Here is a 22,686-nt window from a genome sequence, read left to right as displayed (position 1 = left end):
AAACAAGAGCCAAGGCTGTGTAGATCATCTTCCAGGCTGATGTGAATCCTACCAGGCAGTGTTAGTTTTTCTCCAGTATTGGTTCAGGCGCGTTGGGTTTCGGCGCTGCCGTCCGACAGAGGGAAAACAGCATGGACACCACCGACCTTGTGCTTGCCATCTTCCATCATCTCCTGGTGTTTTCGCTGGCAGGCATCATCGGCGCCGAATTCGTCCTGATCCGCAGCGACTTGTCCGCCGCGACGCTGAAGCGGCTCGTCGGCATCGACCGCCACTACGGCATCGTTGCCATGCTGATCATCGTCGTTGGCATCGGCCGCGTCGTCTATGGTCTGAAAGGCTGGGAATTCTACGTCTACAATTGGATGTTCTGGGCAAAGATGGCCGCTTTCGCCATTGTCGGCCTGTTGTCGATTATCCCGACCATCCGTTTCCTGTCCTGGAACAGGCAGGCGAGCGTCAGTCCCGGCTTCCAGGTGCCTGCGGCGGAGCTGGCGTCCGTTCGCACCTATGTCCGCATCGAGGCATTGATCTTCCTGTTGATCCCGCTGTTCGCGGCGGCGATGGCGCGCGGCTACGGCTATTAGAATAGGTTGGACGAAGGGCATCGCACGGCCCAACCTTCCCACTCATTTGGGCGGACAGACGTGCAGTTTGCCGTTTGAGCCCGATTGTCATTTGTCGGGTTGCGCTAGTTATTGCTCCATCTACAGTTGGTTTTAGAGGAATCCGCGCAGCGGTTGGCATTCATATCCTGGGAGGAAACACGATGCGAAAATTCATCGCCGCGCTGGCTGTCGCTGGGCCGCCATGATTTACCCGTCGGCCGCTGGCGCGCAGACCTACCCCGAACGCACCATCACCATTGTCGTGCCGTTTTCGGCCGGCGGCCCGACCGACACCGTCACGCGTCTTGTCGCGGAAGCTATGTCGAAAGATCTCGGCCAGCAGGTCATCGTCGAGAATGTCGGCGGCGCCGGCGGCACGCTCGGCGCGGGCCGCGTCGCGAATGCCGAGCCTGACGGCTACACGCTGCTCCTCCACCACATCGGCATGGCGACCAGTGCGACGCTATATAGGAATCTCGCCTACGACACGCTGAACGCGTTCGAATATGTCGGCCTCGTCACCGAGGTGCCGATGACCATTGTCGCCCGCAAGGACCTCGGCCCGACCGATCTGAAGGGACTGGTCGACTACGCCAAGGCCAACAAGGACACCGTCACCGTCGCCAATGCCGGAATAGGCGCGGCCTCGCATCTGTGCGGCATGCTGTTCATGAGCGCCATCGGCACGCCGCTCGTCACCGTGCCCTACCAGGGCACCGGCCCGGCCATGACCGATCTTCTCGGCGGCCAGGTCGATATCATGTGCGACCAGACGACCAATACCACCAAGCAGATCCAGGGCGGCACGATCAAGGCTTATGCCGTAACCTCGCCGCAACGGCTAGACGTGCTGCCGGACGTGCCGACGACGATAGAAGCCGGCCTTCCCCAGGTGCAGGTCGGCATCTGGCACGGCATCTATGCACCCAAGGGCACGCCGGCCGAGATCACCGAACGCCTGTCGAAATCGCTGCAGGTGGCGCTGAAGGACCAGAACGTCGTCGCCCGATTTGCCGAACTCGGCACCAAGCCGTCGCCCGAGGCCGATGCCACGCCGGCCGCGCTCAAGGCCAAGCTGGAAAGTGAGATCGCGCGCTGGAAGCCGATCATCGAGGCGGCCGGCCAGTACGCCGACTAAAGGTTTTAACGGGGCGCCGCCAGCGCCCCGTTTTTTACACCGGCATCGGCACGCCCGTGAGGCGGGCCGGGAGGACGCCATGAAACCTTTCGCAATCGACAGAACCAACGGCATATGCGCCGCGGTGTTGATCTTTATTGGCGCCTTTTTCGCGCTGCAGTCGCTGAGCCTGGAAATCGGCACCGCCTTTCGCATGGGGCCGGGCTATTTCCCGCTGGTGCTGGCGATCGTGCTGATCCTGCTTGGCGCCGCCATCCTCGTCCAAGCGGTGCGTTTTGAGAGCGAGCCGATCGGTTACATTGCGTGGCGCGGCATGCTGTTCATCCTGCCCGCTCCGATCTTCTTCGGCCTGACGGTGCGCGGCCTCGGCTTCATCCCGTCGATCTTCCTGACGTCGCTGATCGCATCTTTCGGTAGCGGCCGTATGAAGCCGCTGACTGCATTCGTGCTGTCAGCCGGCCTGACGCTGTTCGCATTCGTCGTCTTCAGCTACGCACTCGGCCTGCCGTTTCGGCGTTTCGGCCCGTGGTTGCCACTGTCGTTGTGAGGAGATGAAATGGAACTCCTCAACAACCTCGCACTCGGCTTTTCGACGGCCACATCTTTGGTAAATCTCGGTTTCTGCCTGATCGGCGTTCTTCTCGGCACGCTGATTGGCGTCCTGCCCGGCATCGGCGCCACCGCAACCATCGCCATGCTGTTGCCGATCACCTTCCAGATCGGCGACCCGGTTTCCTCTCTCATCATGCTCGCCGGTATCTATTACGGCGCGCAGTATGGCGGCTCGACCACCGCCATTCTCATCAACATGCCCGGCGAATCCTCGTCGGCCGTCACCGCAATCGACGGCTATCAGATGGCCCGGAACGGCCGCGCCGGAGCAGCCCTGGCGACCGCGGCGATAGGCTCGTTCTTTGCCGGCACGGTGTCGACCTTCCTCGTCGCCATCTTTGCTCCACCGCTGACGGCGATAGCGCTGAGATTCGGCGCGGCCGAGTATTTTTCGCTGATGATCGTCGGCCTGGTCTCGTCCGTCGCGCTCGCCCACGGCTCGATCGTCAAGGCGCTGGCCATGGTCGTGCTCGGCCTGCTGCTCGGACTTGTCGGCACCGATATCTACACCGGTACGCCCCGCTTCACGCTCGGTATCCGCGAATATGCCGACGGGCTGAATTTCGTCGCAGTGGCGGTCGGCGTCTTCGGCGTCGCCGAGATACTGCGCAACCTCGAAAACGAGCATGAGCGTTCCGTGCTGATCCGAAAGATCTCCGGCCTTATGCCGAGCCGCGAAGATTTTCGGCGCATGGCGGCTCCCATCGTGCGCGGTACAATCATCGGTTCGGCGCTCGGCATCCTGCCGGGAGGCGGCGCGATCCTTGCCGCTTTTGCCTCCTACACCGTCGAAAAACGTGTCTCGAAAAATCCCGGGGAATTCGGCAAGGGCGCCATCGAAGGCGTCGCCGGGCCGGAATCGGCCAACAATGCCGGCGCCCAAACCTCCTTCATTCCGATGCTGACGCTCGGCATTCCGGCCAACCCGGTAATGGCGCTGATGATCGGCGCGATGATCATCCAGGGCATCGTGCCCGGTCCCAATGTCGCCATCGAACAGCCTGCGCTGTTTTGGGGTATCATCACCTCGATGTGGATCGGCAATCTGATGTTGATTGTCCTAAACCTGCCGCTGATCGGGCTTTGGGTGAAACTTCTTACCATCCCCTACTACGTGCTCTTCCCGATCATCATGGCGTTCTGCTCGATCGGTGTTTACAGCGTCAACACCAACGTCTACGACCTCTATGCCGTCGCTTTCTTCGGCTTGCTTGGCTACCTCCTGACCAAGCTGCGCTGCGAACCTGCGCCGCTGCTGCTCGGCTTCGTGCTCGGCCCGCTGCTCGAGGAAAACCTGCGCCGCGCCATGATCCTCTCGCGCGGCGACCCGAGCACCTTCGTGACGCGGCCGATCAGCGCCAGCCTGCTCCTCATCGCGCTTGCTGTGCTCGTCATCGTGTTTCTCCCCGCGGTCAAGAAGAAGCGCGAGGAGGTGTTCGTCGAGGAGAGTTCCTGAATGTGGACGGAGCCACATAGGAGGAACTTCAGAGTCACTTGGCTGGCACTGATTCAGTAGCCGGCCCTACTGGCCCGAGCGGCGCGATCTCGACCAGCGGTGCAGGCACGCTGGTCGTCTTTTCCTTGGCCTTGCAGATATCGGCGATGACGCAGGCCGGGCAATCCGGCTTGCGCGCCTTGCAGACATAGCGGCCGTGCAGAATCAGCCAATGATGCGCATGCCGCATATATTCATCCGGAATGATCTTCAGGAAACCTTGCTCCACCTGTTCCGGCGTCTTGCCCGGCGCCAGGCCGAGCCTGTTGCCGATGCGGAAAATATGCGTGTCGACCGCCATCGTATGCTGGCCGAAGGCGACGTTTAGCACGACGTTGGCGGTCTTGCGCCCGACACCCGGCAGCTCGACCAGCTGATCGCGATCCTCAGGCACCTTGCCGCCATGGTCACGGATCAGCGCCTCGGACAGCGCTATGACGTTCTTGGCCTTGTTGCGCCACAGCCCAATGGTGCGGATATGGTCGCCGAGCTTGGCCTCGCCCAGCGCCAGTATCTTTTGCGGCGTGTCGGCAATTTTGAACAGCGCCCGCGTCGCCTTGTTGACGCCGGCGTCCGTCGCCTGCGCTGAAAGCACCACCGCCACCAACAGCGTGAAGGCGTTGATATGTTCGAGCTCGCCTTTCGGCTCCGGCCGCTGAACGGAAAAGCGCCGGAAAATCTCATGCACCTCAGCGCGGCTGTAAAGCGCCCGCGACCTCGCCGGCCGCGGACGCGGCTTGGCGTTCGAGCCATCGCGGCGGCCGGGCAACAGATCTTTTTTTAGCGCCGAAGAGTTTTTGGGCTTGGGGCTTGTCATTGCTCTCCTATAATATTCTGTAATGAGCGACACAAACGCCTCATTTCAGGCCGACGAGCCATTCTTCCAGGCGCTGCTGACACCGCACCGGTCGCTGGGCAAGACCGGCTTTGCCATCCTGATGGGCGCACTGCTGTTCGGGTGGCTGGTGACCGGAGCGTTTTTTCTGTCGCGCGGCGCCTGGCCGGTATTCGGCTTCTTCGGCCTTGACGTGATCGCCGTCTATATCGCCTTCCGCGCCAATTATCGTGCAGCCCGAGCTCGCGAGGAGGTGTCGGTGTCGCGCACCAGCCTCGATATCCGCAAGACTGCCCCGTCAGGCAAATCGGAAGCACATCGCTTCAATCCATTCTGGGCACGCTTTTCGATCGCCCGCCACGCCGAGATCGGCATCACCAGAATGGCGGTCGAGGCGCAAGGAAAAACCGTCTCGATCGGCGGCTTTCTCAACCCCGACGACCGCGAGAGTTTTGCCACCGCATTTTCGCGCGCTCTGGCGACCGCCAAGGCACGCTGAGCCAGCGTTTCAGAACCGATAGCGCAACAGCCTGCCGATCTTGCGCAATGCCGGAATGTATTTCCAAAGGCGAACAAACAGTTTCGCGAACCAGCGCATGCGAGCGGCATGTTCCGGCTTATAGGCGGGGATGTCCTCGACGAACCGCAGCTTCGGAACGGCTCGCTCCAATTCATGCGGGTTCTCGATGCTCCAATGGACCTCGGCGCCGGTGGCGCGGAAGGAGGAATTGAGGCGAATGATCTTCAGGCCCAGGCGACTATAGGCATCGAAAATCAGTTCGCCGCTCGAAAGATGTCCCACCAAACGAGAAAACAGTTGCTGCCCCTCCTTGACACCCAGGTAGGGAGTCAGGCCTTCCGCCACGACTATGGCCGGGCGATCCCGAGGCACTTCGTTCAGCCATCCCGGTTCGGTGACCGACGAAGCGATCAGGTGGTAGTGATCCCGCACGGGATAGAGCTTGCGCCTGAGCTCGATGACTTCGGGATAGTCGACGTCGAACCAGTCCACGCCGGCTGGCGGGTCGATACGGAATATGCGCGTATCGAGCCCACACCCCAGATGCAGTACGATGGCGTCAGGATTTCGGGCGACAAAGTCCTGAACGCAGACGTCCAGCGTCTTTGCCCTGATTGCCAGACCGATGCCGAGATTGTTGTCGACCTTGAGCCGTGAGAAATCATAGTCGATGTTGCGCACCGCCTCGTCGGCAAAGTAGTCCCTGAGCAGCGAATTGGGCAGCCGGCTCTCCAGCGCCTTGCCGTAAAGTGTCAAAAGCAAAGTCTCCTTTGCCCCGGTCAGGTTTACTTTTTCACCAGCCACGACCGTCCTCCCCATTCAAAGCCCAGCTCTATCTGGGTACATGCCGCGGGAAAGCAAGTTTCGGGTGGTGATCGGCGCCGCGAAGGACGATATTCGCACTCAAGGAGATACTGCCATGAACGCCCAAACGCCTCTCAAAACGACAGCAATCCTTCAGAAAGACATCACGCCTGAAGGTGGAGACTACGAAATCGTCCGTCGTGCCATCGAAAAGATCAGCCTCGACTATCGCGACCAGCCTTCGCTGGAGGTGCTGGCCGAGGAGGTCGGCGAGACGCCGACGGGACTGCAGAAGCTGTTCACCCGCTGGGCCGGCCTGTCGCCCAAGGCTTTTCTGCAGGCCGTCACCCTCGATCATGCGCGCAAACTGCTGGATGCCGGCATGCCGCTGCTTGAAACCTCGTTCGAACTCGGCATGTCCGGCCCAGGCCGGCTGCACGATCTGTTCGTCACCCACGAAGCGATGTCGCCGGGCGATTACAAGACCCGCGGCGCAGGGATCACTATCCGCTACGGCTATCATATCTCGCCCTTCGGCATCGCGCTGATCATGGTGACGGACCGCGGCCTTGCCGGCCTCGCCTTCAACGACCCCGGCGGCGAGCGTGCGGCCTTTGCCGACATGTCCAGCCGCTGGCCGAATGCGACCTATGTCGAGGACATGGCGGCGACGGCGCCCTATGCCGCGCGCATCTTCGATCCGTCGCTGTGGCGCGCCGACCAGCCGCTGCGCGTCGTCATGATCGGCACAGACTTCCAGGTCCGTGTCTGGGAGGCCTTGCTGCGTATTCCGATGGGCCAGGCCTGCACCTATTCCTCGATCGCCGCGCGCATCGGCGCACCGAGCGCCAGCCGGGCCGTGGGTGCCGCGGTCGGTGCCAATCCGATGTCCTTCGTCGTGCCGTGCCACCGGGCTCTCGGCAAGTCCGGCGCGCTCACCGGCTACCATTGGGGCCTGACCCGCAAACGCGCCATCCTCGGCTGGGAGGCGGGACAGGTCTCTTGAAGCGAGGCAAGGACCGCTAGGGTGACAAGCAGCGATCTTACGGAGTAGTTTCCCGCGCAATTAGAGTGATATGCGCTAGCGGGAGGCACTTCTTGATCGTCGTCATCGGCTCCATCAATCTCGACCTCATCGCCAGTGTCGACCGCTTGCCCGGTCCCGGCGAGACCGTGCGGGGCTCCGGTTTCGCCACTGCCCCCGGCGGCAAAGGCGCCAACCAGGCGCTGGCCGCCGCCCGCGCCGGCGCCAAGGTGCGCATGGTCGGCGCGGTCGGCAAGGACAGCTTCGCCAGCGACGCTCTGGCGCTGCTGCGCGACGGCAAGATCGACCTGTCCGGCGTTGGCGAGACCTTTGCCTCGACCGGTACCGCGTTGATCATGGTCGGCGCCGACGGCGAGAACGTGATCGCCGTTGTGCCGGGCGCCAACGATTCGGTCGTGCCGGGTGATCTCTCCAAGGCTTTCCTGAAAAACGGCGATGTCGTGCTGTTGCAGTTGGAAGTCCCGCTGCAAACGGTCGAGACGGCGCTCGACGCGGCAAGGACGGCCGGCGCGGTCACCGTGCTCAACACCGCCCCTTTCCATAGCGACGCGGCCGGCTTCCTCGGCAAGGCCGACTATCTCGTCGCCAACGAAACCGAGTTCGACCTCTATGGCGAGGCGCTGTCGTTGAGCGGCCGCGACCGCCCGGCACGGATGCGCGACTATGCCGCGAGAACCGGCCGTACCATCGTCGTCACGCTTGGCCCGGACGGCGTTCTGGCGGCAACGCCGGACGATCTGCTGATGGTTCCGGCGCTGCAGATCACCCCGCTCGACACGGTCGGCGCCGGCGACACGTTCTGCGGCTATTTTGCTGCCGGGCTGGCAGCCGGCCTGCCGCTCGACCAGGCGCTTGCCCGCGCTGCCGCAGCCGGTTCGCTGGCCTGCCTGAAAGCCGGTGCACAACCGGCGATCCCGCTGGCCAGGGACGTCGATGCTGCCTTGCAGAAATCTGCAGGCTAAAGCGGGATGACAGCCGTGCGCCCGACCACGAAGCATGCGGTGCCGCCCGCCGGCGACATCTGCCGCCTGTCTGCCGTGGAGCTTGCCGAGAAGATCAGGCGCCGGCAGCTTTCGGTGCGCGAAGTGGTCGCGGCATTTCTCGACAGGATCGAGGCAGTGAACCCGCTGGTCAACGCTATCGTTTCATTGCGTGAGCGTGCCGACATCCTGCGCGAGGCCAACAGCGCTGACGCCCATCTGGCGCGAGGAGGAGGCATCGGATCGCTGTTCGGCCTGCCGATCGCGATTAAGGATCTTGCGCTGACAAAAGGCTTGAGAACCACCTTCGGCTCGCCGATCTTCGCCGATTTCATGCCTGAGGAAGACGATTTCTTCGTCGAGCGCGTCCGCAAGGCCGGTGCCATCATCATCGGCAAGACCAACGTTCCCGAATTCGGGCTCGGCTCCAACACCTACAACACCGTGTTCGGACAGACGCTCAACGCATTCGACCCGGCGCTGACCGCCGGCGGCTCGAGCGGCGGCGCGGCGGTCGCGCTGGCGCTCGACATGGTTCCTGTTGCGGATGGCAGCGATTTCGGCGGTTCGCTGCGCAATCCCGCTGCCTACAACAATGTCTATGGCTTCCGCCCGTCGCAGGGATTGGTGCCGGCTGGCCCTGACCTTGATGTGTTTCATGCGCAGATGGGCGTCGAAGGGCCGATGGGCCGTAACGTGCGCGACATGGCGCTGCTGCTCGACGTGCAGGCCGGCTATCATCCTCGCGCGCCGCTGTCGCATGATAAGCCAGGCTCGTTCCTCGAAGGGCTGGAAGCACCGGCGGCCAGCGGGCGTATCGCCTGGCTCGGCGATCTCGAAGGCCATCTGCCGGTTGAAGCAGGCATTCTACAGCTTTGCGAGGCAGCACTCGGCCGGTTCGCGGATGTATCCTTCGAGGCCGAGCCACTGATGCCGGAATTCGACTTCGAAGTGCTGTGGCAGGCCTTTGTGACGCTTCGCCAGGCGAGCAGCGGTTGTGCCCTCAAGGCGCATTACGATGATCCCTTGAAACGCAGTCTGCTGAAGCCGGAGGCTGTTTGGGAGGTGGAACATGCACTGCGCCTCACCGCGCCGCAGATCCATGCCGCCACGGTGAGGCGCTCGTCCTGGCATCGAGTGCTGCTGTCGCTCTTCGAGCGTTTCGATCTGATTGCGCTGCCAGCCGCACAGGTCTTTCCCTTCGATGTCGTCACCCACTGGCCAAGGGAAGTGGCTGGGCGTGCCATGGACAGCTATCATCGCTGGATGCAGGTCTCAGCGTTCGCCACGCTGGGCGGCTGCACGGCGGTCAACGTACCGGCGGGCTTCGACGCCAGCGGCAGGCCAATGGGCATGCAATTGATCGGGCGGCCGCGCGGTGACCTCTGCGTGCTGAGGGCGGCTGCCGCCTATGAGGCAACGCTGCCATGGCAGGCCGGCGCCTGCTGACATCAGCTCCGCATTGTCGGCGCCTCGCCGACTTGCACGCAACTCATCGCCATGCATTGATCGCGACAGCGCGCCGCACGAGCGGCATTCTGCGGAGGGAAAAAATGTCGCTGGAACTCTACGCCACCTATGTCGTCGCCTGCATCGTCATCATCCTGGTGCCGGGGCCGACGGTGACGCTGATCATCGCCAACAGCATCCGCCACGGCTCGCGCGCCGGCCTCGCCAATGTCGCCGGCACCCAGGCCGGACTGGCCATCATGATCGCCATCGTCGGCATCGGATTGACTTCGCTGATCGCGGGCATGGGCCACTGGTTCGAATGGGTCCGGCTGATCGGCGCCGCCTATCTGATCTGGATGGGCGTGCAGATGTTCCGCTCGAAAGGCAAGCTTAACGCCGACGGATCGGCAAAAAAGCCGCGTGGCGGCTTCTTCTTGCAGGGGCTGCTGGTGGCGATCAGCAATCCAAAGACGCTGGTGTTCTTTGGCGCCTTCTTTCCGCAGTTCATCGCGCCTGAAGGCAATTACGCATTACAGATCGGCGTCATGGGTCTCACCGCCATGATCTTCGCCGCAGTGTCGGATTCGACCTATGCGCTGGCCGCCGGCCGCGCCGGACGCCTGCTGTCGGCCGGCCGCGTCAAGCTGCTTTCACGGATCAGCGGCAGCTTCCTGGTCGGCGGCGGCCTGTGGCTGGCGTTTTCCAAGGCAAAGTAACAGCCGCGAGCCCGGCGACGCCAACAGCAACATCCTGGAATAGGAAGGCCGATTGAAAGTCGGCCTTCAGGCCACTACATGGATCAACAGCTGGGGATTCATGTCTATGCCGTGGACTTACGCGGATTTGAAAAGGAACGCGTTTGGCGTGATCCTGATCGGTGCTTTGTTTGTGGCCGTGTTTGCCTTGGATCCGCACAAGTGGGCGAATGACGCCAGCCCGATCCGCTCCGTGGACCCAATCGACGCAACCGTCAAAAGTGCCCATTGGGGCAAAGACCAGAGTGTCTATATGCTGGTCGTGGAAGACGGTTCATCTGTTTTCATCGACGACGACCTCCCGCATCTGATCGGCTCGCGCGTCGGCATCGAGCGCGTAACGCGCGACAATGGCTTCGTCTTTTACCGGTTTGCAAATTGAACGACGATCGATCGATAAGCTGTTTTCAAGGTGAAGCGAGTGACGAGGCTTTTTCGGGGAATCGCTCTTGAACAAAGCCCCTACGCTACTCAACTCTAAAGTATGGGGCTGACAAATCTTTCTCTTAGAACCCGCATTCTTTTGCTTCGGGAAGAATTTCGCGACAGAGTTGTTGGCATCCCAATCTTGTGCGCGCTCGCTCTCGCGATCGCTGTGCCGATTGTAACAAGACAGAACAGTCCGATCACGGGCACACAACTCGTAGGAGGTACCGTCGAAGATGTTGCGACACTGCCTCTAAATCCGAAGGGTTCCGTCGGCCATGGACTTTATTATAGATATGAAGTCCGCCTCCATGACGGCAACGCTCGGATATTTGTCGATGGTGAGGTGGAAACACCCCACATGATCGGATCGGGAGTCTCTATCGAACAACAACATCGCCAGGACGGCACCAACACCTACCGCTTGCTCAACGACTGAGCGGCCCTAAAGCCGCCCCAGCCTCTCCAGCAACAGCTCGAAAAACGCATCATGGTCGATGTCACGCATCACCATGGCGTTCTTCGGCCGCTTGGTCACCCCCCACCAGTCGATCACCGTCATGCCCATGGTGAGCTCCGAGGCGGTTTCCACGCTGACATTGCAGTTGCGGCCCTTGAACAGCTTTGGCTTCAATAGGTAGGCGATGACGCAAGGATCGTGCAGCGGGCCGCCATCGGTGCCGTATTTCTCCTCGTCGAAACGTTCGAAGAATTCCAGCATGTCCGCGGTGGCCGTGCCGACCCTGGTGCCGAGCTTGCGGAAGGCCTTCGTGCGCTTGGCGGTGGTCAGCGCCTTGTGGGTGACATCGAGCGGCATCATCACGATTGGAATACCGGATTTGAACACGACATCGGCGGCATGCGGGTCGACATAGATGTTGAATTCGGCGGTCGGCGTGACATTGCCGCCCTCGAAGAAGCCGCCGCCCATCAGCACGATCTCCTTGATGCGCGGCGCGATTTTCGGCTCGCGGATCAGCGCCAGCGCAATGTTGGTGAGCGGCCCGAGCGCGCACAGCGTGATTGTGCCGCTCTCCTCTCTCATCAGCGTCTCGACGATGAAATCGACCGCATACTCGTCCTGCAGCTTCATCTTTGGTTCGGGCAGTTGCGGTCCGTTGAGGCCGGTCTTGCCATGCACTTCTTCGGCGGTGACCAATTCGCGCGCCAGCGGCCGGATGGCGCCTGCATAGACCTTGACGTCCGGCCGGCCGGCCAGCTCACAGATCTTGCGGGCGTTTTTTTCGGTAAGTTTCAGCGGCACGTTGCCGGCCACCGCGGTGATGCCGACGATCTCCAGCTCGGTGCTGCCGAGCGCCAGCAATATGGCGACGGCATCGTCCTGGCCGGGGTCAGTGTCGATGATGATCCTGCGGGATTGGGGCATTTCAATTCCTTGTTTTGGCAAGTCTTTTTGGGCGGGACGAGTGACGGCTTGAAGTCTGCCGGGCGACGGACCATATCAAGACCATCGGGAAAAATGCCATCCGGGTTTTTCCACTTTATGTCGCTCTTAAGAGGACACTGTAACATGAGCCGAATGACGCCTTTTTCCAGCCCGCTTCTCCTCGGTTTCGATTCCATGGAAAAGACGCTGGAGCGCCTGGCAAAGTCCGGTGACAGCTATCCTCCCTACAACATCGAGCGCCTCAGCGGTGCCGACGGCAAAACCGAAAGGCTGCGTATCACGCTCGCCGTCGCCGGTTTCGCGGAAAGCGATCTCGATGTCACAACGGAGGAGAACCAGTTGGTCGTGCGCGGCCGTCAGAACGACGACACCGAGCGCGAATTTCTCCACCGCGGCATCGCCGCGCGCCAGTTCCAGCGCTGTTTCGTGCTGGCCGACGGCATGCGGGTGATTGCGGCGGAATTGAAGAACGGCCTTCTGTCGATCGATCTCGATCGGCCGGAATCCGAACGGCTGGTACGAAAAATAAACATATCGGTGAAAGACTGATTTTTGCCGATAGCTCTCATGCGGGATGGCCTTGAGCGGCGTCTCGCGGCAAGGAGGCTTGAAATGACCAGAACTAACGAAAATATCATCATGACCAGCGGCGAATTCGCCCATCTCGGCGAAGGTTCAGTCGCCTATCTCAGGAAAGTGTCGAGCGACGATCTGCGCGGCCGGTTCCCGGGTCTCGGCGAAATCGCCCCCGGGCTGGAACTGTGGGCCCTGTTTGCCGCCAATGGCCAGCCGATCCTGCTTTCGGATGCTCGCGACCGGGCACTGGCTGGCGCGCTGGAAAACGACCTGACCCCGGTCGCCATCCACTAACGGCGCCATCCACTGACAAATACGGCGCAGCGATCTGGTTGGAAACGCACAGGGCCGCTCACGGCGGCCCTTCAACGGATTTAGTCTTAATCAAAACCTCAGGCGGCGTGCGAGGCCTGCGTGTCTGACAGCAGCGCATGGATGGCCACGGCGTCGCGCGTGCCCCTGATCTTGGCGACCGTGTCGTTGTCGCGCAGCACCCGCGCGATGCGCGACAGCGCCTTGAGATGGTCGGCGCCGGCACCTTCGGGGGCCAAAAGCAGAAACACCAGGTCGACCGGCTGATCATCGAGGGCTTCGAAGTCCACCGGTGTCTCCAGCCGGGCAAAAACGCCGGCGATCCGCTTCACCCCGGCCAGCTTGCCGTGTGGAATGGCGATGCCGTTGCCGACGCCGGTCGAGCCGAGCCGCTCGCGTTGCAGGATGGTGTCGAACACCTCTCGCTCCGGAATGCCAGAAATCGCCGCCGCCCTTTCGGACAGCAGTTGCAGCAATTGCTTTTTGGAGTTCGCCTTCAACGCCGGCATGATTGCCGGAACGCTGACGAGATCGCTCAGATCCATGCTTGAAATCCCTTGTTCGCCTGCCGTCGCCAGTCCCCACGCTCGCGTGCGGCTGGTCTTTACCCCTGCGCGACCTTGGCCGTGGACGGGTCGATCCAGCCAATATTCCCGTCCGGCCGGCGATAGACGATGTTGAGATGGTCGTTTCCGGCATTGCGGAAGACCAGGACCGGGCTGTCCTTGGTATCGAGTTCGATCACCGCTGACGCCACCGACATGGTCCGCAGCGTCATGGTCGATTCGGCGACGATGGCCGGCGCGAAATTCTCCGGTATGTCCTCCTCGTCGTCGGCAAGCGGCGCCATCACCGTATAGGCGACGTCGGTGAGCTCGCCGTTGCTATTGCCTGAATTGTGCGACTTCAGCCGGCGCTTGTAGCGCCTGAGGCGCGTTTCCAGACGGTCTGCCGCGGTATCGAAGGCAAGCGTTGGATCCTGGGCATCGCCGGTCGCCTGCAGCGAAGCACCGGAGTCCAGCCGGATCATGCAATCGGCCGTGTAGCGCGACCCCGATTTGACGACTACGATTTGCCCTGAAAAGCCCCGATCGAAATATTTCCCGATCACTTCCCCGACACGGTCGTTGATGCGCGTACGGAACGCATCGCCGATATCCATGTGTTTTCCCGATATGCGCAGTGTCATCTGAAAACTGACCTTCCTTGCTCAGGCTTCAAACTGTCCCGAGTTTATACTCGTGGTCCGCGCGCACAAGCTTTTGCGGCGTCACTTGCGCCGATTTTAGATCCGAACTTTCCGGTTGATCACAAGCCGCCTTCTTGGCCGTCCCGTGGCCTACGTCGTGACGGACCATCTCTCGTGCGGGCATCGGCGAACTCAAATCCACTCGCCAGCCCGTCTCATGCGGGCGGGCTTCTAGCCACTTCGTTGCCGCTTGTCAATGAAGGGCGAAAGCCGTGGAAATTCCGCCGGAGCTCAACGGCCGGCACTGGCCAAAGCGCGTTTTTCGCGCCGCCGCTGCACCGACGAGGGTATGTTCATGCCTTCCCGGTATTTGGCCACCGTGCGCCTGGCGATGTCGACGCCGCTTTCCCGCAGCATGTCCACGATGGCATCGTCGGAAAGCACATCGACGGCTTTCTCCTCGTCGATCAGCTGCTTGATGCGGTCGCGCACCGCTTCCGACGAATGCGCATCGCCGCCACCTGACGAAGCGATCGAGGCGGTGAAGAAATAGCGCAGTTCGAACACACCGCGCGGCGTCAGCATGTATTTGTTTGCCGTGACCCGGCTGACCGTTGATTCGTGCATGCCGATGGCGTCCGCCACCGTGCGCAGGTTGAGCGGCTTCAGGTGCCGCACGCCGTGGACGAGAAAAGCGTCCTGCTGGCGCACGATCTCGGAGGCCACCTTGAGAATGGTCTTCGCCCGCTGGTCGAGGCTGCGTGTGAGCCAGTTGGCGTTCTGCAGGCATTCGGCGAGGAAATCCTTTTCCGCCTGGTTTTTCGCATGTGGCGTGACCTGGGCGAAATAGATGTGATCGACCAGCACGCGCGGCAGCGTCTCGGCGTTGAGCTCGACCGTCCAGCTGCCGTCATTGGCTGCGCGCACCTCGACGTCGGCCACGATCGCATCGCTGGCACCGCGCGAAAACGCCATTCCCGGCCGCGGGTCGAGCGCCCGGATCTCGGCCAGCATGTCGAGCAGATCCTCCTCGTCGACGCCGCAAATCCGCTTCAGTGTCTGGAAATCGCGCCGTGCCAGGAGTTCGAGATTGGCGATCAGCGCCTTCATCGCCGGATCGAGCCGGTCGCGCACGGCAAGCTGCAGCAACAGGCATTCGGCGAGGTCGCGGGCGAAGATGCCGGCGGGCTCAAATGTCTGGCAGACCGCCAGGACCCTCGCCACCGCCGTGGCGTCCGTGCCGAGGCGGGCCGCGATCTCGGCCATGTCGGCACGCATGTAGCCGGCCTCGTCGAGGCCGTCGGCAAGCTCGCTAGCGATCAGGCGCGCCACCGGATCGGCAAAGGCGAGCGCCACCTGCTCGCCGACATGGTCGCGCAGCGTGATGGCAGCCGCCGCCATATCCGCGACATCGAAGCCATCGGAGGAAGAGGTGGAACCGTTGCCGGACGCCGATTTCCATTGCGCCGTCAGGTCGGGCCCGAGCCGCTCGCTCGTACCCGGATCGTCAGGAAACAGGTTTTCCAGCGACGTATCGAGCTTTTCCGAAATCGCCTCGGCGCTCCACGCCGTCTCCGCCTCGAACCAGTCGCCGTCGGCAGCCGGTTCCGATGCCGCGTCGCCCTTCTGCGCCTGGTCGCTGGCGGCGTCCTCCTGCGGTTCGGCGCGCTCCAGCAGGGGATTGCGTTCGATCTCGTCGTCGATGAAGCGTTCCAGCTCGAGATGGGTGAACTGGAGCAGGCGGATCGACTGCATCAGCTGCGGCGTCATCACCAGCGACTGCGACTGTCGTAGCTGTAGTTTTGCCGCCAACGCCATGGTTCGGTTTCAAACGCTCCGTCTACGCACCCGCACTGCTGGAAGGAATTTTCCAGGCCAGCATAGAAACTGGCCCGGCTTTTGCTTGTCAAGGCGAGGAGCCGTAAAACTCGCCTGCCGGCGCGTTTTCAGGCAGAAAATTGAAGAAAAAGCTGCTGGACTACGCCGGAAATCCCGCTCGAACCGGAATTTCGCATTTAGAGCGTAAATCCCTCGCCGAGATAAAGCCGCCGCACATCGGCATTTGCGACCACCTCGTCGGCTCGGCCATGGGTCAGCACCTGGCCGGCATGGATGATGTAGGCGCGGTCAATCAGGCCAAGTGTCTCGCGCACATTGTGGTCGGTGATCAGCACGCCGATGCCACGCGCCGTCAAGTGGCGCACGAGCTGCTGGATGTCGGCGACGGCGATCGGGTCGATGCCGGCGAACGGTTCGTCGAGCAGCATGTAGGCGGGGCGGGTTGCCAAGGCGCGGGCAATTTCGAGGCGTCGCCGCTCACCACCGGAGAGCGACAGCGACGGAGCCTTGCGCAGATGGCTGATATGGAATTCCTCGAGCAATTCGTCGAGCAGGCGCTCACGCTCCTTGCGGCTCTTTTCGACCACTTCGAGCACGGCCCGGATGTTTTGCTCGACATTCAGGCCGCGAAAAATCGAGGCTTCCTGCGGCAGATAGCCGATGCCGAGACGGGCGCGGCGATACATCGGCATCGACGTGACGTCGAAACCGTCGATTTCGATGGTGCCTTCATCGACCGGCACCAGGCCGGTTACCATGTAGAAACAGGTCGTCTTGCCGGCACCGTTGGGGCCGAGCAGCCCAACCGCCTCCCCGGCGCGCACGCCCAGCGTCACGCCGCTGACGACCTTGCGGCCCTTGTAGCTTTTGGTCAGCCCCTTGGCGATCAAAGTTCCCTTGAACTTTGCCGCTTCGACGGTGACCCTGGCCGGTGCCGCAAGTTTGCTGGCGGCGCGCCCTGGAAGACGCGCCAGCAGCGACGATATGCCGGTCATCAGGGTTTCGCTGCTCCAGACTTCGCCGGCGGCGTGATCGACATCATGACGCGGCCGCCGCAAGCGTCGACCTGGGCAAGGCCGCTCTTCATCTGCACGGTAAGCTTGCAGCCGACAAGCACGTTGTCGCCTTGCGAGAGCACGACCTTGCTGCCCGAAAGCACCAGCACTTCGGTCTTCATGTCGAAGGTGCCGCGGTCGCCAGTGGCAACCTGATTGTCCGATTTGATGTAGACCTTATCGTCGACCTCGAGATGGTCGATGTTGGCGGATCCGGTCATTGCCGCGGCACCCGCGGGCTGGGCGCCTTTGGCGGCGCCTGCATCCCTAACGTAATAGACCGTCATTTTGCCGGCCTTGAGCACGGTTGGACCCTGGACGACGTTGACGTTGCCGGTGAAGACGGCGACGCTTTCCGCCTGGCGCACCTCAAGCTTGTCGCTTTCGATCTGGATCGGCTTGTCGCCCGACAGCCTGAGACCGGACATTTGGCTGGTGGCACTGGATTGCGCCAGCGACGGCGCTGTCCCGAAGGTCAGCCCCAAGGGCAACCCGAGCGTCAACGCCGAAATCGCGGCGAGGCGCCGTGCCGAACTACTGAACCGCATTGGTCTCTCCGCTCTTTGCCTCTGCCGCCTTCAAACTGGCGGGATCGATGTCGACGCGCACCTTGTTCTCGAAAACCAGGACCTTGCCATTGTCCTGGACCGACATCGAATCCGCCCTGATCCGCGACCCGCCGCGGCTGACATCGACGGGCTCGCTTGTCTTCATAGTGCCTTCGCCCATGTCGAGATAGACTGATTTGAATTTTGCCACCACACCATCCGTGGTCGACACGGTCACATCGCTGGTCAGGCTGAGCGTGTTGCCGTCGCGATCGTAGGTGCCGTGCGTGGCATTGATGGCGGCCGTGTTGTCGGCCGCAATCGGCAGCTTGGCCTTGATGCCTTCCAGATCGATGATGCCCTGTTTGCTGACATCCTGTATGGCGCGCAGGGCTGTCATCGAATAGGGCAGGTTCTGTTTGGTGAAGCCGTTGAGCTTGGGGTTGGCCATCACCAGCTTGCCATCGGCAAAGGCGCCGCCGTCGGCCTGCACCTCGATTGCAGCGGGCGCCATGAGATAGGAATAGACCGGAAACGCGACCGCGATCACGGCAGCGACCAGCGGCACGGCCAGCTTGAGGATCCGGACCCGGCGCGAATGACGCTGCGCAATGTCAAAGGCGTCGCCCCGCGCCCGGCCTGCGGCCTTGGGAGCCAACTCCGTCTCGGTGTTGGTCGGTTCGATTGGTCCCGCTAACATGACTGCTTCTTCTAAACCCCTGCCCGCCAGGCCGCCCTATAGGTGGGGTGCCGGCGCCCTCAAGCAAGCACAAGCCGAGGAAAACCGCAAAAATGTGACAGCCGCCCCTGTACAATGAAAATGGCCCCAGCGCAGCCTGTACCTCATACCAGATATGGGCGCACAGTGTTAGAGCCTGTGGAACGTGACAGGTCGAGGCTCGCCGCGAATGCCTAACGGCCTTTGGCGCAAGGCCGTCAGGAAACGGTAGCCGGGCGCGAATGGTTGCTTTAAAAGCATCTGCTCCCACCGACTACGAGGCTGACCATGGCATTGAGAGCCGACGACCTGATCGACCGCCGCCGCTTGCGCCGCAAGCTGACGTTCTGGCGTGTTGCGGCGATTATCGTCGCCGCAGCCGGACTGATCGCCTTCTCGGCGTGGATCTATGGTGACGACTTCACCGGCGCGGCTGTCGACCACATCGCCAAGGTCAAGATCGAAGGTACCATCACCGAAGACGAAGAACTGATCAAGCGGCTGGAGGCCATCCGTCAGTCGCCGCGCGTTAAGGCTGTGATCCTGTCGATCGATTCACCCGGCGGCACCACCGTCGGTGGCGAGTCGATCTATGAGGCAGTGCGCAAGCTCGCCGCCGACAAGCCGGTGGTGGCCGAGGTCGGCACGCTCGCGGCTTCGGCGGGCTACATGATCGCCACTGCGGCCGACCATATTGTCGCACGCAAATCCTCGATCGTCGGCTCGATCGGCGTGCTGATCCAGTACCCGGACGTCAGCGGCCTCATGGACAAGCTCGGCGTCAAGCTGGAGGAGGTGAAATCCTCGCCCTTGAAGGCCTCGCCTTCTCCCTTCAAGCCGACCAATGACGATGAGCGCGCCATGGTCCGCAAGCTCATCCTCGACAGCTACGACTGGTTCGTCGGCATCGTCGCCGAGCGCCGCAACATGACCAAGCCGGAGGCGCTGGCGCTCGCAGACGGGTCGATCTTCACCGGCCGGCAGGCGGTCACCAACAAATTGATCGACGCGGTCGGCGGCGAAGCCGAAGCGATCGACTGGCTTGCAGGCAAGGGTGTCGATGCCAAGCTCAAGGTGGTGGAATGGAAGGACACGGAAAAACGCGGTGGTTTCCTGTTCTCCAAGGCGATGGCGCAGACCGTCGGTGCTGCGCTTGGCCTGCCCGGCTATGGCGGCGATGTCCTTCACGAAATTGGAGCGGACCGCTTGTTTCTTGACGGTCTCGTTTCCGTCTGGCACCCTTGAGAAACCGCTTGGGACGAGTGAAAAACCAAATAAAATCATTCTGATAATTTCGGCGGCACTGCTTTTACGGGGAGCCTTTTCATGATCAAATCCGAACTTGTGCAGATCATCGCCACGCGTAATCCGCATCTTTTCCTGCGCGACGTCGAAAACATTGTCAGCGCCATCTTCGATGAAATCACCGACGCGCTTGCCGAGGGCAACCGGGTCGAGTTGCGCGGCTTCGGCGCGTTTTCGGTGAAAAACCGCCCTGCCCGCACCGGCCGCAACCCGCGCACCGGCGAATCCGTAGAGGTCGAGGAGAAATGGGTACCGTTCTTCAAGACCGGCAAGGAATTGCGTGAAAGGCTGAACGGAGGCAAATAGGCGCGGCGCCCGCCACCGCTCCTGCCTTTTCTTCCGAACGGAAAAACATGTTCAATCGCTTCATTCTCATCGTGGTTTTCGTGCCGCTGGCCGTCATCCTGATTGCGCTGGCCGTCGCCAACCGCGAACCGGTGGCCTTCACGCTCGATCCGTTCAATCCCGGCAATCCGGCGCTGACGCTGACCGTGCCGCTCTTCATTTTCCTGTTCCTGGCGCTGGCCATCGGCATGATCGTCGGCAGCCTGGCGACCTGGATCAAGCAGGGCCGCTACCGCAAGCTGGCGCGCCAGCGCGGCGCCGAGGCCGAGAACCTGCGCCAGGCGGTCAGCCGCGCGCCCACCGCGTCGCAGAGCCCAGCCTTGCCGAAGCCGACGAACTGAGCCGCGGCTCGGGCCTGAAGCACAACCGGCCTAGTTCTCCACGGAGCCTTTCATGCTGACCATTTCCGCCGCCGAGGTCGACCGCGCGCTGACCTTTTCCGGGCTGGTCGAGACGTTGCGTGCCGCTTTTCGCGATGGCGCCGTGCAGCCGGTAAGGCACCATCACACGGTCGAGCGGCCCGACGGCGCCGCCTCGACGCTGCTCTTGATGCCGGCCTGGACCGACTTCAACGCAGCCGGCACCTCGGCCGATGGCCATATCGGCGTCAAGATCGTCACCGTGTCGCCCAACAACAATGCCGTCGGCAAGCCGGCGGTGATGGGGCTTTACCTCTTGCTCGACGGCGCCACCGGCGAACCGCAGGCATTGATCGATGGCCAGCGGCTGACGCAGTGGCGCACTGCCTGCGCCTCGGCGCTGGCCGCCTCCTATCTGGCCCGTGAGGACGCATCGCGGCTGCTGGTGGTCGGCGCCGGCGCGTTGTCGCCATTCCTTGCAAAGGCGCATTCGGCGGTGCGTCCGATCAGGAACATCCGCATCTGGAACCGCACGCCGGCCAATGCCGAAAAGGTTGCGGCAAAATTGCGTGCCGATGGTTTTTCGGCCGAAGCAGCAGGCGATCTCGACGCCGAACTCGGAAAGGCCGATATCGTATCGTCAGCGACCATCACCACCATGCCATTGATCAAGGGGGCACTGTTGAAGCCAGGAATCCATGTCGATCTGGTTGGCGGCTTCACGCCGGCGATGCGCGAAAGCGACGACGACGCGATCCTACGCGCCCGCGTCTATGTCGACACCCGCGCCGGCGCCACCAAGGAAGCAGGCGATATCGTCCAGCCGCTGGCATCCGGCGTGTTGAAGCCGGAAGCCATCGTCGCCGACCTCTATGAACTCACGCGCGGCCAGAAAAAAGGCCGGCAGAGCGACGACGAGATCACGCTGTTCAAGTCGGTTGGCGCGGCCCTCGAGGACCTCGCCGCCGGCATTGCCGTGTATCGGGCAAGTGTAGGGGAGTAGGGGAGTAGGGGAGTAGGGGAGTAGGGGAGTAGGGGAGTAGGGGAGTAGGGGAGTAGGAAACCGTACTGATCGTGCGGCGCCGCGCCAGCTATATTTCCTGTCACGTACTGCCTTACTCCCCTACTTCCGTATTCCCCTACTCCTTTTGCCAATAAACCCGCAGCCGGTGGTTGTCCGGATCGAGCGCGACAAAGGTGCGGCCGAAATCCATGTCGGTCGGCGTCTGCAGAATTTTCAGCCCGCGTCCGGCCCAGTCGGCGTGAGTGGCATCGATGGCATCCGGCGTGTGCAGCGCAAAGACGATCTCGGCGCCGCCGCCTGCTGCCGCGGCGGCCGGCTCCACGGTGTGACGCGACCAGAGGCCGAGCTTAAAGCCGCTGTCGAGCACGAACAGCACGAAGGTCGGTGAGGTCTCGACCGGCTGCCGCCCAAGCAGCGCGCTGTAGAAGGCGCCGCTTTGCTCAGGCTTGTCGACATAGAGGATGACGAAATTGGGCGGTGTCATGAATTGCTCTCCAGATGGTTTCGATTGGCGGAGCATAGAGTACGCCACTGCCAGATTCTGGCAGCAGTCTTAACTGAGCAGCAGCCTCAGTTTGGCGTGTGAGCGTCGCCCGCCATTCTTTGAGCAGTACCTGACGGCGGCGCGGATAGCGCATCTCGGTGGCGTTGAGGCCGGATATCCGATCGGCGCGAAAGTGCCTGAAATCCTGGCGCATCTCGCACCAGGCGGCGACGACACGCACCTTGTCGAAGAAGCCGAGTGCGAACGGCCAGACGGTGCGCTCGGAGGCAGCGCCGCCGGCGTCGCGATAGACAAAGCTCAGCTTGCGCTCCTCCCGGATGGCCTGCCGCACCACTCCGAGATCGATGCCTTCGGTGACCTCGGTGCGCGACCCGACCAGCAGCGTCGAGGCATCGAGCTCTTCACGCAAATCGTCCGGCAGCACCGCGGCGATCTTGGCCAGCGCGTCGGTGGCGGCGTTCGCGAGCCGCCAGTCCGGCTGCTTGGCCACCCAGCGCGAACCGAGCACGATCGCCTCGATCTCCTCATCGGTGAACATCAGCGGCGGCAGCATGAAACCTGGCCTGAGCACGTAACCCAGCCCCGCCTCGCCCTCGATCGGCGCGCCCTGCCCCTGCAGCGTGGCGATGTCGCGATAGAGCGTGCGGATCGACACACCCATTTCGCCCGCAAGGCTGCGGCCGCTGACCGGCCGGCGATGCCGGCGCAGGATCTGGATCAGGTCGAGCAGGCGTTCGGCGCGGGACATGGATCGCAACCCGGTTGATGGATGCCCAATTTGAATGGACGATAGCGCCTGCACTTTCGGCGGCAAGCAAGATGATCGCCGACCG

The 22,686-nt window shown here is 62.3% G+C and carries 26 protein-coding genes and 1 pseudogene; 16 read left to right on the top strand and 11 right to left on the bottom strand.

What is annotated here, in order from left to right; all coding sequences use genetic code 11:
* Positions 1–131: 131 nt before the first annotated feature.
* The 4 genes from NKG60_RS27855 (at position 132) to NKG60_RS27840 (ending at position 3,814) form a co-directional block, all read left to right on the top strand.
* Complete coding sequence (locus tag NKG60_RS27855) at positions 132–587, top strand: DUF2214 family protein (protein WP_352863884.1); 456 nt, start codon at positions 132–134, stop codon at positions 585–587.
* A gap of 223 nt (positions 588–810) precedes the next feature.
* Positions 811–1,746 (top strand): tripartite tricarboxylate transporter substrate-binding protein, encoded by a 936-nt coding sequence (locus NKG60_RS27850; RefSeq protein ID WP_352976103.1) that lies wholly within the window; start codon positions 811–813, stop codon positions 1,744–1,746.
* A 79-nt stretch (positions 1,747–1,825) separates the two neighbouring features.
* Complete coding sequence (locus NKG60_RS27845) at positions 1,826–2,293, top strand: tripartite tricarboxylate transporter TctB family protein (RefSeq protein ID WP_352863887.1); 468 nt, start codon at positions 1,826–1,828, stop codon at positions 2,291–2,293.
* Between the two features lie 9 nt (positions 2,294–2,302).
* Positions 2,303–3,814 (top strand): tripartite tricarboxylate transporter permease, encoded by a 1,512-nt coding sequence (locus NKG60_RS27840; protein WP_352976101.1) that lies wholly within the window; start codon positions 2,303–2,305, stop codon positions 3,812–3,814.
* Positions 3,815–3,848: 34 nt separating this feature from the next.
* Here NKG60_RS27840 and nth read toward each other — a convergent pair whose 3' ends face one another.
* Positions 3,849–4,670, bottom strand: coding sequence for an endonuclease III (gene nth / locus NKG60_RS27835; protein WP_352976099.1), 822 nt, complete (start codon positions 4,668–4,670; stop codon positions 3,849–3,851).
* 22 nt (positions 4,671–4,692) lie between these two features.
* Between nth and NKG60_RS27830 the strand changes: the two genes are divergently transcribed.
* A complete protein-coding gene (locus tag NKG60_RS27830; RefSeq protein ID WP_352863892.1) occupies positions 4,693–5,187 on the top strand; it encodes a DUF2244 domain-containing protein in 495 nt (164 codons plus the stop codon).
* 9 nt (positions 5,188–5,196) lie between these two features.
* Here NKG60_RS27830 and NKG60_RS27825 read toward each other — a convergent pair whose 3' ends face one another.
* Positions 5,197–6,012 carry a class I SAM-dependent methyltransferase gene (locus tag NKG60_RS27825; protein ID WP_352863894.1) on the bottom strand — a complete coding sequence of 272 codons (816 nt, stop codon included), beginning with the start codon at positions 6,010–6,012 and terminating at the stop codon, positions 5,197–5,199.
* A 115-nt stretch (positions 6,013–6,127) separates the two neighbouring features.
* On the opposite strand from NKG60_RS27825, the gene NKG60_RS27820 reads away from it, so the two are divergent.
* From NKG60_RS27820 to NKG60_RS27800, 5 genes are all read left to right on the top strand, one after another.
* Positions 6,128–7,018 carry a methylated-DNA--[protein]-cysteine S-methyltransferase gene (locus NKG60_RS27820; protein WP_352863896.1) on the top strand — a complete coding sequence of 297 codons (891 nt, stop codon included), beginning with the start codon at positions 6,128–6,130 and terminating at the stop codon, positions 7,016–7,018.
* A 92-nt stretch (positions 7,019–7,110) separates the two neighbouring features.
* The gene (locus NKG60_RS27815) at positions 7,111–8,019 is read left to right on the top strand and encodes a ribokinase (protein ID WP_352665634.1); all 909 of its coding nucleotides are present in this window, start codon (positions 7,111–7,113) and stop codon (positions 8,017–8,019) included.
* Positions 8,020–8,025: 6 nt separating this feature from the next.
* Positions 8,026–9,486 carry an amidase gene (locus tag NKG60_RS27810; RefSeq protein WP_352665635.1) on the top strand — a complete coding sequence of 487 codons (1,461 nt, stop codon included), beginning with the start codon at positions 8,026–8,028 and terminating at the stop codon, positions 9,484–9,486.
* A 104-nt stretch (positions 9,487–9,590) separates the two neighbouring features.
* On the top strand, positions 9,591–10,205 hold the full coding sequence (locus NKG60_RS27805) for a LysE family translocator (RefSeq protein WP_023675274.1): 615 nt from the start codon (positions 9,591–9,593) through the stop codon (positions 10,203–10,205).
* A gap of 52 nt (positions 10,206–10,257) precedes the next feature.
* A complete protein-coding gene (locus NKG60_RS27800) occupies positions 10,258–10,626 on the top strand; it encodes a hypothetical protein (RefSeq protein WP_352665636.1) in 369 nt (122 codons plus the stop codon).
* Positions 10,627–11,115: 489 nt separating this feature from the next.
* On the opposite strand, the gene NKG60_RS27795 is transcribed toward NKG60_RS27800, so the two are convergent.
* Positions 11,116–12,057 carry a nucleoside hydrolase gene (locus NKG60_RS27795; protein ID WP_352665637.1) on the bottom strand — a complete coding sequence of 314 codons (942 nt, stop codon included), beginning with the start codon at positions 12,055–12,057 and terminating at the stop codon, positions 11,116–11,118.
* Positions 12,058–12,201: 144 nt separating this feature from the next.
* Between NKG60_RS27795 and NKG60_RS27790 the strand changes: the two genes are divergently transcribed.
* On the top strand, positions 12,202–12,627 hold the full coding sequence (locus NKG60_RS27790) for an Hsp20 family protein (protein ID WP_023675270.1): 426 nt from the start codon (positions 12,202–12,204) through the stop codon (positions 12,625–12,627).
* Positions 12,628–12,690: 63 nt separating this feature from the next.
* On the top strand, positions 12,691–12,948 hold the full coding sequence (locus NKG60_RS27785) for a BQ00720 family protein (protein ID WP_023675269.1): 258 nt from the start codon (positions 12,691–12,693) through the stop codon (positions 12,946–12,948).
* 98 nt (positions 12,949–13,046) lie between these two features.
* On the opposite strand, the gene ptsN is transcribed toward NKG60_RS27785, so the two are convergent.
* From ptsN to lptC, 6 genes are all read right to left on the bottom strand, one after another.
* The gene (gene ptsN, locus NKG60_RS27780; RefSeq protein ID WP_352665638.1) at positions 13,047–13,511 is read right to left on the bottom strand and encodes a PTS IIA-like nitrogen regulatory protein PtsN; all 465 of its coding nucleotides are present in this window, start codon (positions 13,509–13,511) and stop codon (positions 13,047–13,049) included.
* A 59-nt stretch (positions 13,512–13,570) separates the two neighbouring features.
* Positions 13,571–14,155, bottom strand: coding sequence for a ribosome hibernation-promoting factor, HPF/YfiA family (hpf, locus tag NKG60_RS27775; protein ID WP_023675267.1), 585 nt, complete (start codon positions 14,153–14,155; stop codon positions 13,571–13,573).
* Positions 14,156–14,446: 291 nt separating this feature from the next.
* Positions 14,447–15,973 (bottom strand): RNA polymerase factor sigma-54, encoded by a 1,527-nt coding sequence (gene rpoN / locus NKG60_RS27770; RefSeq protein WP_352665639.1) that lies wholly within the window; start codon positions 15,971–15,973, stop codon positions 14,447–14,449.
* Positions 15,974–16,170: 197 nt separating this feature from the next.
* Entirely contained in the window at positions 16,171–16,989 is an 819-nt protein-coding gene (lptB, locus tag NKG60_RS27765; protein ID WP_292664962.1) for an LPS export ABC transporter ATP-binding protein, read from the bottom strand.
* Entirely contained in the window at positions 16,989–17,597 is a 609-nt protein-coding gene (locus NKG60_RS27760) for an LptA/OstA family protein (protein WP_292664963.1), read from the bottom strand. The genes lptB and NKG60_RS27760 overlap by 1 nt, the downstream gene beginning before the upstream one ends.
* Complete coding sequence (gene lptC / locus NKG60_RS27755; RefSeq protein ID WP_352976095.1) at positions 17,584–18,297, bottom strand: LPS export ABC transporter periplasmic protein LptC; 714 nt, start codon at positions 18,295–18,297, stop codon at positions 17,584–17,586. Before lptC ends, NKG60_RS27760 begins: the two co-directional genes overlap by 14 nt.
* Before the next feature lie 306 nt (positions 18,298–18,603).
* Here lptC and sppA point away from each other — a divergent pair, with 306 nt between their 5' ends.
* The 4 genes from sppA (at position 18,604) to lhpI (ending at position 21,327) form a co-directional block, all read left to right on the top strand.
* Positions 18,604–19,560, top strand: a complete 957-nt coding sequence (gene sppA / locus NKG60_RS27750; RefSeq protein ID WP_352665641.1) for a signal peptide peptidase SppA — start codon at positions 18,604–18,606, stop codon at positions 19,558–19,560.
* 81 nt (positions 19,561–19,641) lie between these two features.
* Positions 19,642–19,926, top strand: coding sequence for an integration host factor subunit beta (locus NKG60_RS27745; RefSeq protein ID WP_023675261.1), 285 nt, complete (start codon positions 19,642–19,644; stop codon positions 19,924–19,926).
* A gap of 47 nt (positions 19,927–19,973) precedes the next feature.
* Entirely contained in the window at positions 19,974–20,306 is a 333-nt protein-coding gene (locus NKG60_RS27740) for a LapA family protein (protein WP_352616482.1), read from the top strand.
* A gap of 52 nt (positions 20,307–20,358) precedes the next feature.
* Entirely contained in the window at positions 20,359–21,327 is a 969-nt protein-coding gene (lhpI, locus tag NKG60_RS27735; protein WP_352665642.1) for a bifunctional Delta(1)-pyrroline-2-carboxylate/Delta(1)-piperideine-2-carboxylate reductase, read from the top strand.
* Between the two features lie 136 nt (positions 21,328–21,463).
* On the opposite strand, the gene NKG60_RS27730 is transcribed toward lhpI, so the two are convergent.
* A complete protein-coding gene (locus NKG60_RS27730; RefSeq protein ID WP_352665643.1) occupies positions 21,464–21,832 on the bottom strand; it encodes a VOC family protein in 369 nt (122 codons plus the stop codon).
* A 94-nt stretch (positions 21,833–21,926) separates the two neighbouring features.
* Positions 21,927–22,601, bottom strand: a pseudogene (locus tag NKG60_RS27725) (helix-turn-helix transcriptional regulator); the annotation flags it as partial.
* Positions 22,602–22,686 lie beyond the last annotated feature (85 nt).

This window comes from Mesorhizobium sp. M1428, from assembly GCF_040317515.1.
Lineage (GTDB): Bacteria > Pseudomonadota > Alphaproteobacteria > Rhizobiales > Rhizobiaceae > Mesorhizobium.
The sequence above is the reverse complement of the archived record's forward strand: the minus strand, read 5'-3'. Positions and strand labels throughout refer to the sequence as shown.

Bases quoted from the DNA above. Each gene is read 5' to 3' on its own strand.
- NKG60_RS27845 (WP_352863887.1), top strand. From the start codon at position 1,826: ATGAAACCTTTCGCAATCGACAGAACCAACGGCATATGCGCCGCGGTG.
- NKG60_RS27820 (WP_352863896.1), top strand. From the start codon at position 6,128: ATGAACGCCCAAACGCCTCTCAAAACGACAGCAATCCTTCAGAAAGAC.
- NKG60_RS27785 (WP_023675269.1), top strand. From the start codon at position 12,691: ATGACCAGAACTAACGAAAATATCATCATGACCAGCGGCGAATTCGCC.
- rpoN (WP_352665639.1), bottom strand. From the start codon at position 15,973: ATGGCGTTGGCGGCAAAACTACAGCTACGACAGTCGCAGTCGCTGGTG.
- NKG60_RS27840 (WP_352976101.1), top strand. From the start codon at position 2,303: ATGGAACTCCTCAACAACCTCGCACTCGGCTTTTCGACGGCCACATCT.
- NKG60_RS27850 (WP_352976103.1), top strand. From the start codon at position 811: ATGATTTACCCGTCGGCCGCTGGCGCGCAGACCTACCCCGAACGCACC.
- NKG60_RS27745 (WP_023675261.1), top strand. From the start codon at position 19,642: ATGATCAAATCCGAACTTGTGCAGATCATCGCCACGCGTAATCCGCAT.
- NKG60_RS27795 (WP_352665637.1), bottom strand. From the start codon at position 12,057: ATGCCCCAATCCCGCAGGATCATCATCGACACTGACCCCGGCCAGGAC.
- nth (WP_352976099.1), bottom strand. From the start codon at position 4,670: ATGACAAGCCCCAAGCCCAAAAACTCTTCGGCGCTAAAAAAAGATCTG.
- NKG60_RS27855 (WP_352863884.1), top strand. From the start codon at position 132: ATGGACACCACCGACCTTGTGCTTGCCATCTTCCATCATCTCCTGGTG.
- NKG60_RS27740 (WP_352616482.1), top strand. From the start codon at position 19,974: ATGTTCAATCGCTTCATTCTCATCGTGGTTTTCGTGCCGCTGGCCGTC.
- NKG60_RS27830 (WP_352863892.1), top strand. From the start codon at position 4,693: ATGAGCGACACAAACGCCTCATTTCAGGCCGACGAGCCATTCTTCCAG.
- lptC (WP_352976095.1), bottom strand. From the start codon at position 18,297: ATGTTAGCGGGACCAATCGAACCGACCAACACCGAGACGGAGTTGGCT.
- NKG60_RS27805 (WP_023675274.1), top strand. From the start codon at position 9,591: ATGTCGCTGGAACTCTACGCCACCTATGTCGTCGCCTGCATCGTCATC.
- lhpI (WP_352665642.1), top strand. From the start codon at position 20,359: ATGCTGACCATTTCCGCCGCCGAGGTCGACCGCGCGCTGACCTTTTCC.
- NKG60_RS27760 (WP_292664963.1), bottom strand. From the start codon at position 17,597: ATGCGGTTCAGTAGTTCGGCACGGCGCCTCGCCGCGATTTCGGCGTTG.
- hpf (WP_023675267.1), bottom strand. From the start codon at position 14,155: ATGACACTGCGCATATCGGGAAAACACATGGATATCGGCGATGCGTTC.
- NKG60_RS27730 (WP_352665643.1), bottom strand. From the start codon at position 21,832: ATGACACCGCCCAATTTCGTCATCCTCTATGTCGACAAGCCTGAGCAA.
- NKG60_RS27790 (WP_023675270.1), top strand. From the start codon at position 12,202: ATGAGCCGAATGACGCCTTTTTCCAGCCCGCTTCTCCTCGGTTTCGAT.
- sppA (WP_352665641.1), top strand. From the start codon at position 18,604: ATGGCATTGAGAGCCGACGACCTGATCGACCGCCGCCGCTTGCGCCGC.
- ptsN (WP_352665638.1), bottom strand. From the start codon at position 13,511: ATGGATCTGAGCGATCTCGTCAGCGTTCCGGCAATCATGCCGGCGTTG.
- lptB (WP_292664962.1), bottom strand. From the start codon at position 16,989: ATGACCGGCATATCGTCGCTGCTGGCGCGTCTTCCAGGGCGCGCCGCC.
- NKG60_RS27810 (WP_352665635.1), top strand. From the start codon at position 8,026: ATGACAGCCGTGCGCCCGACCACGAAGCATGCGGTGCCGCCCGCCGGC.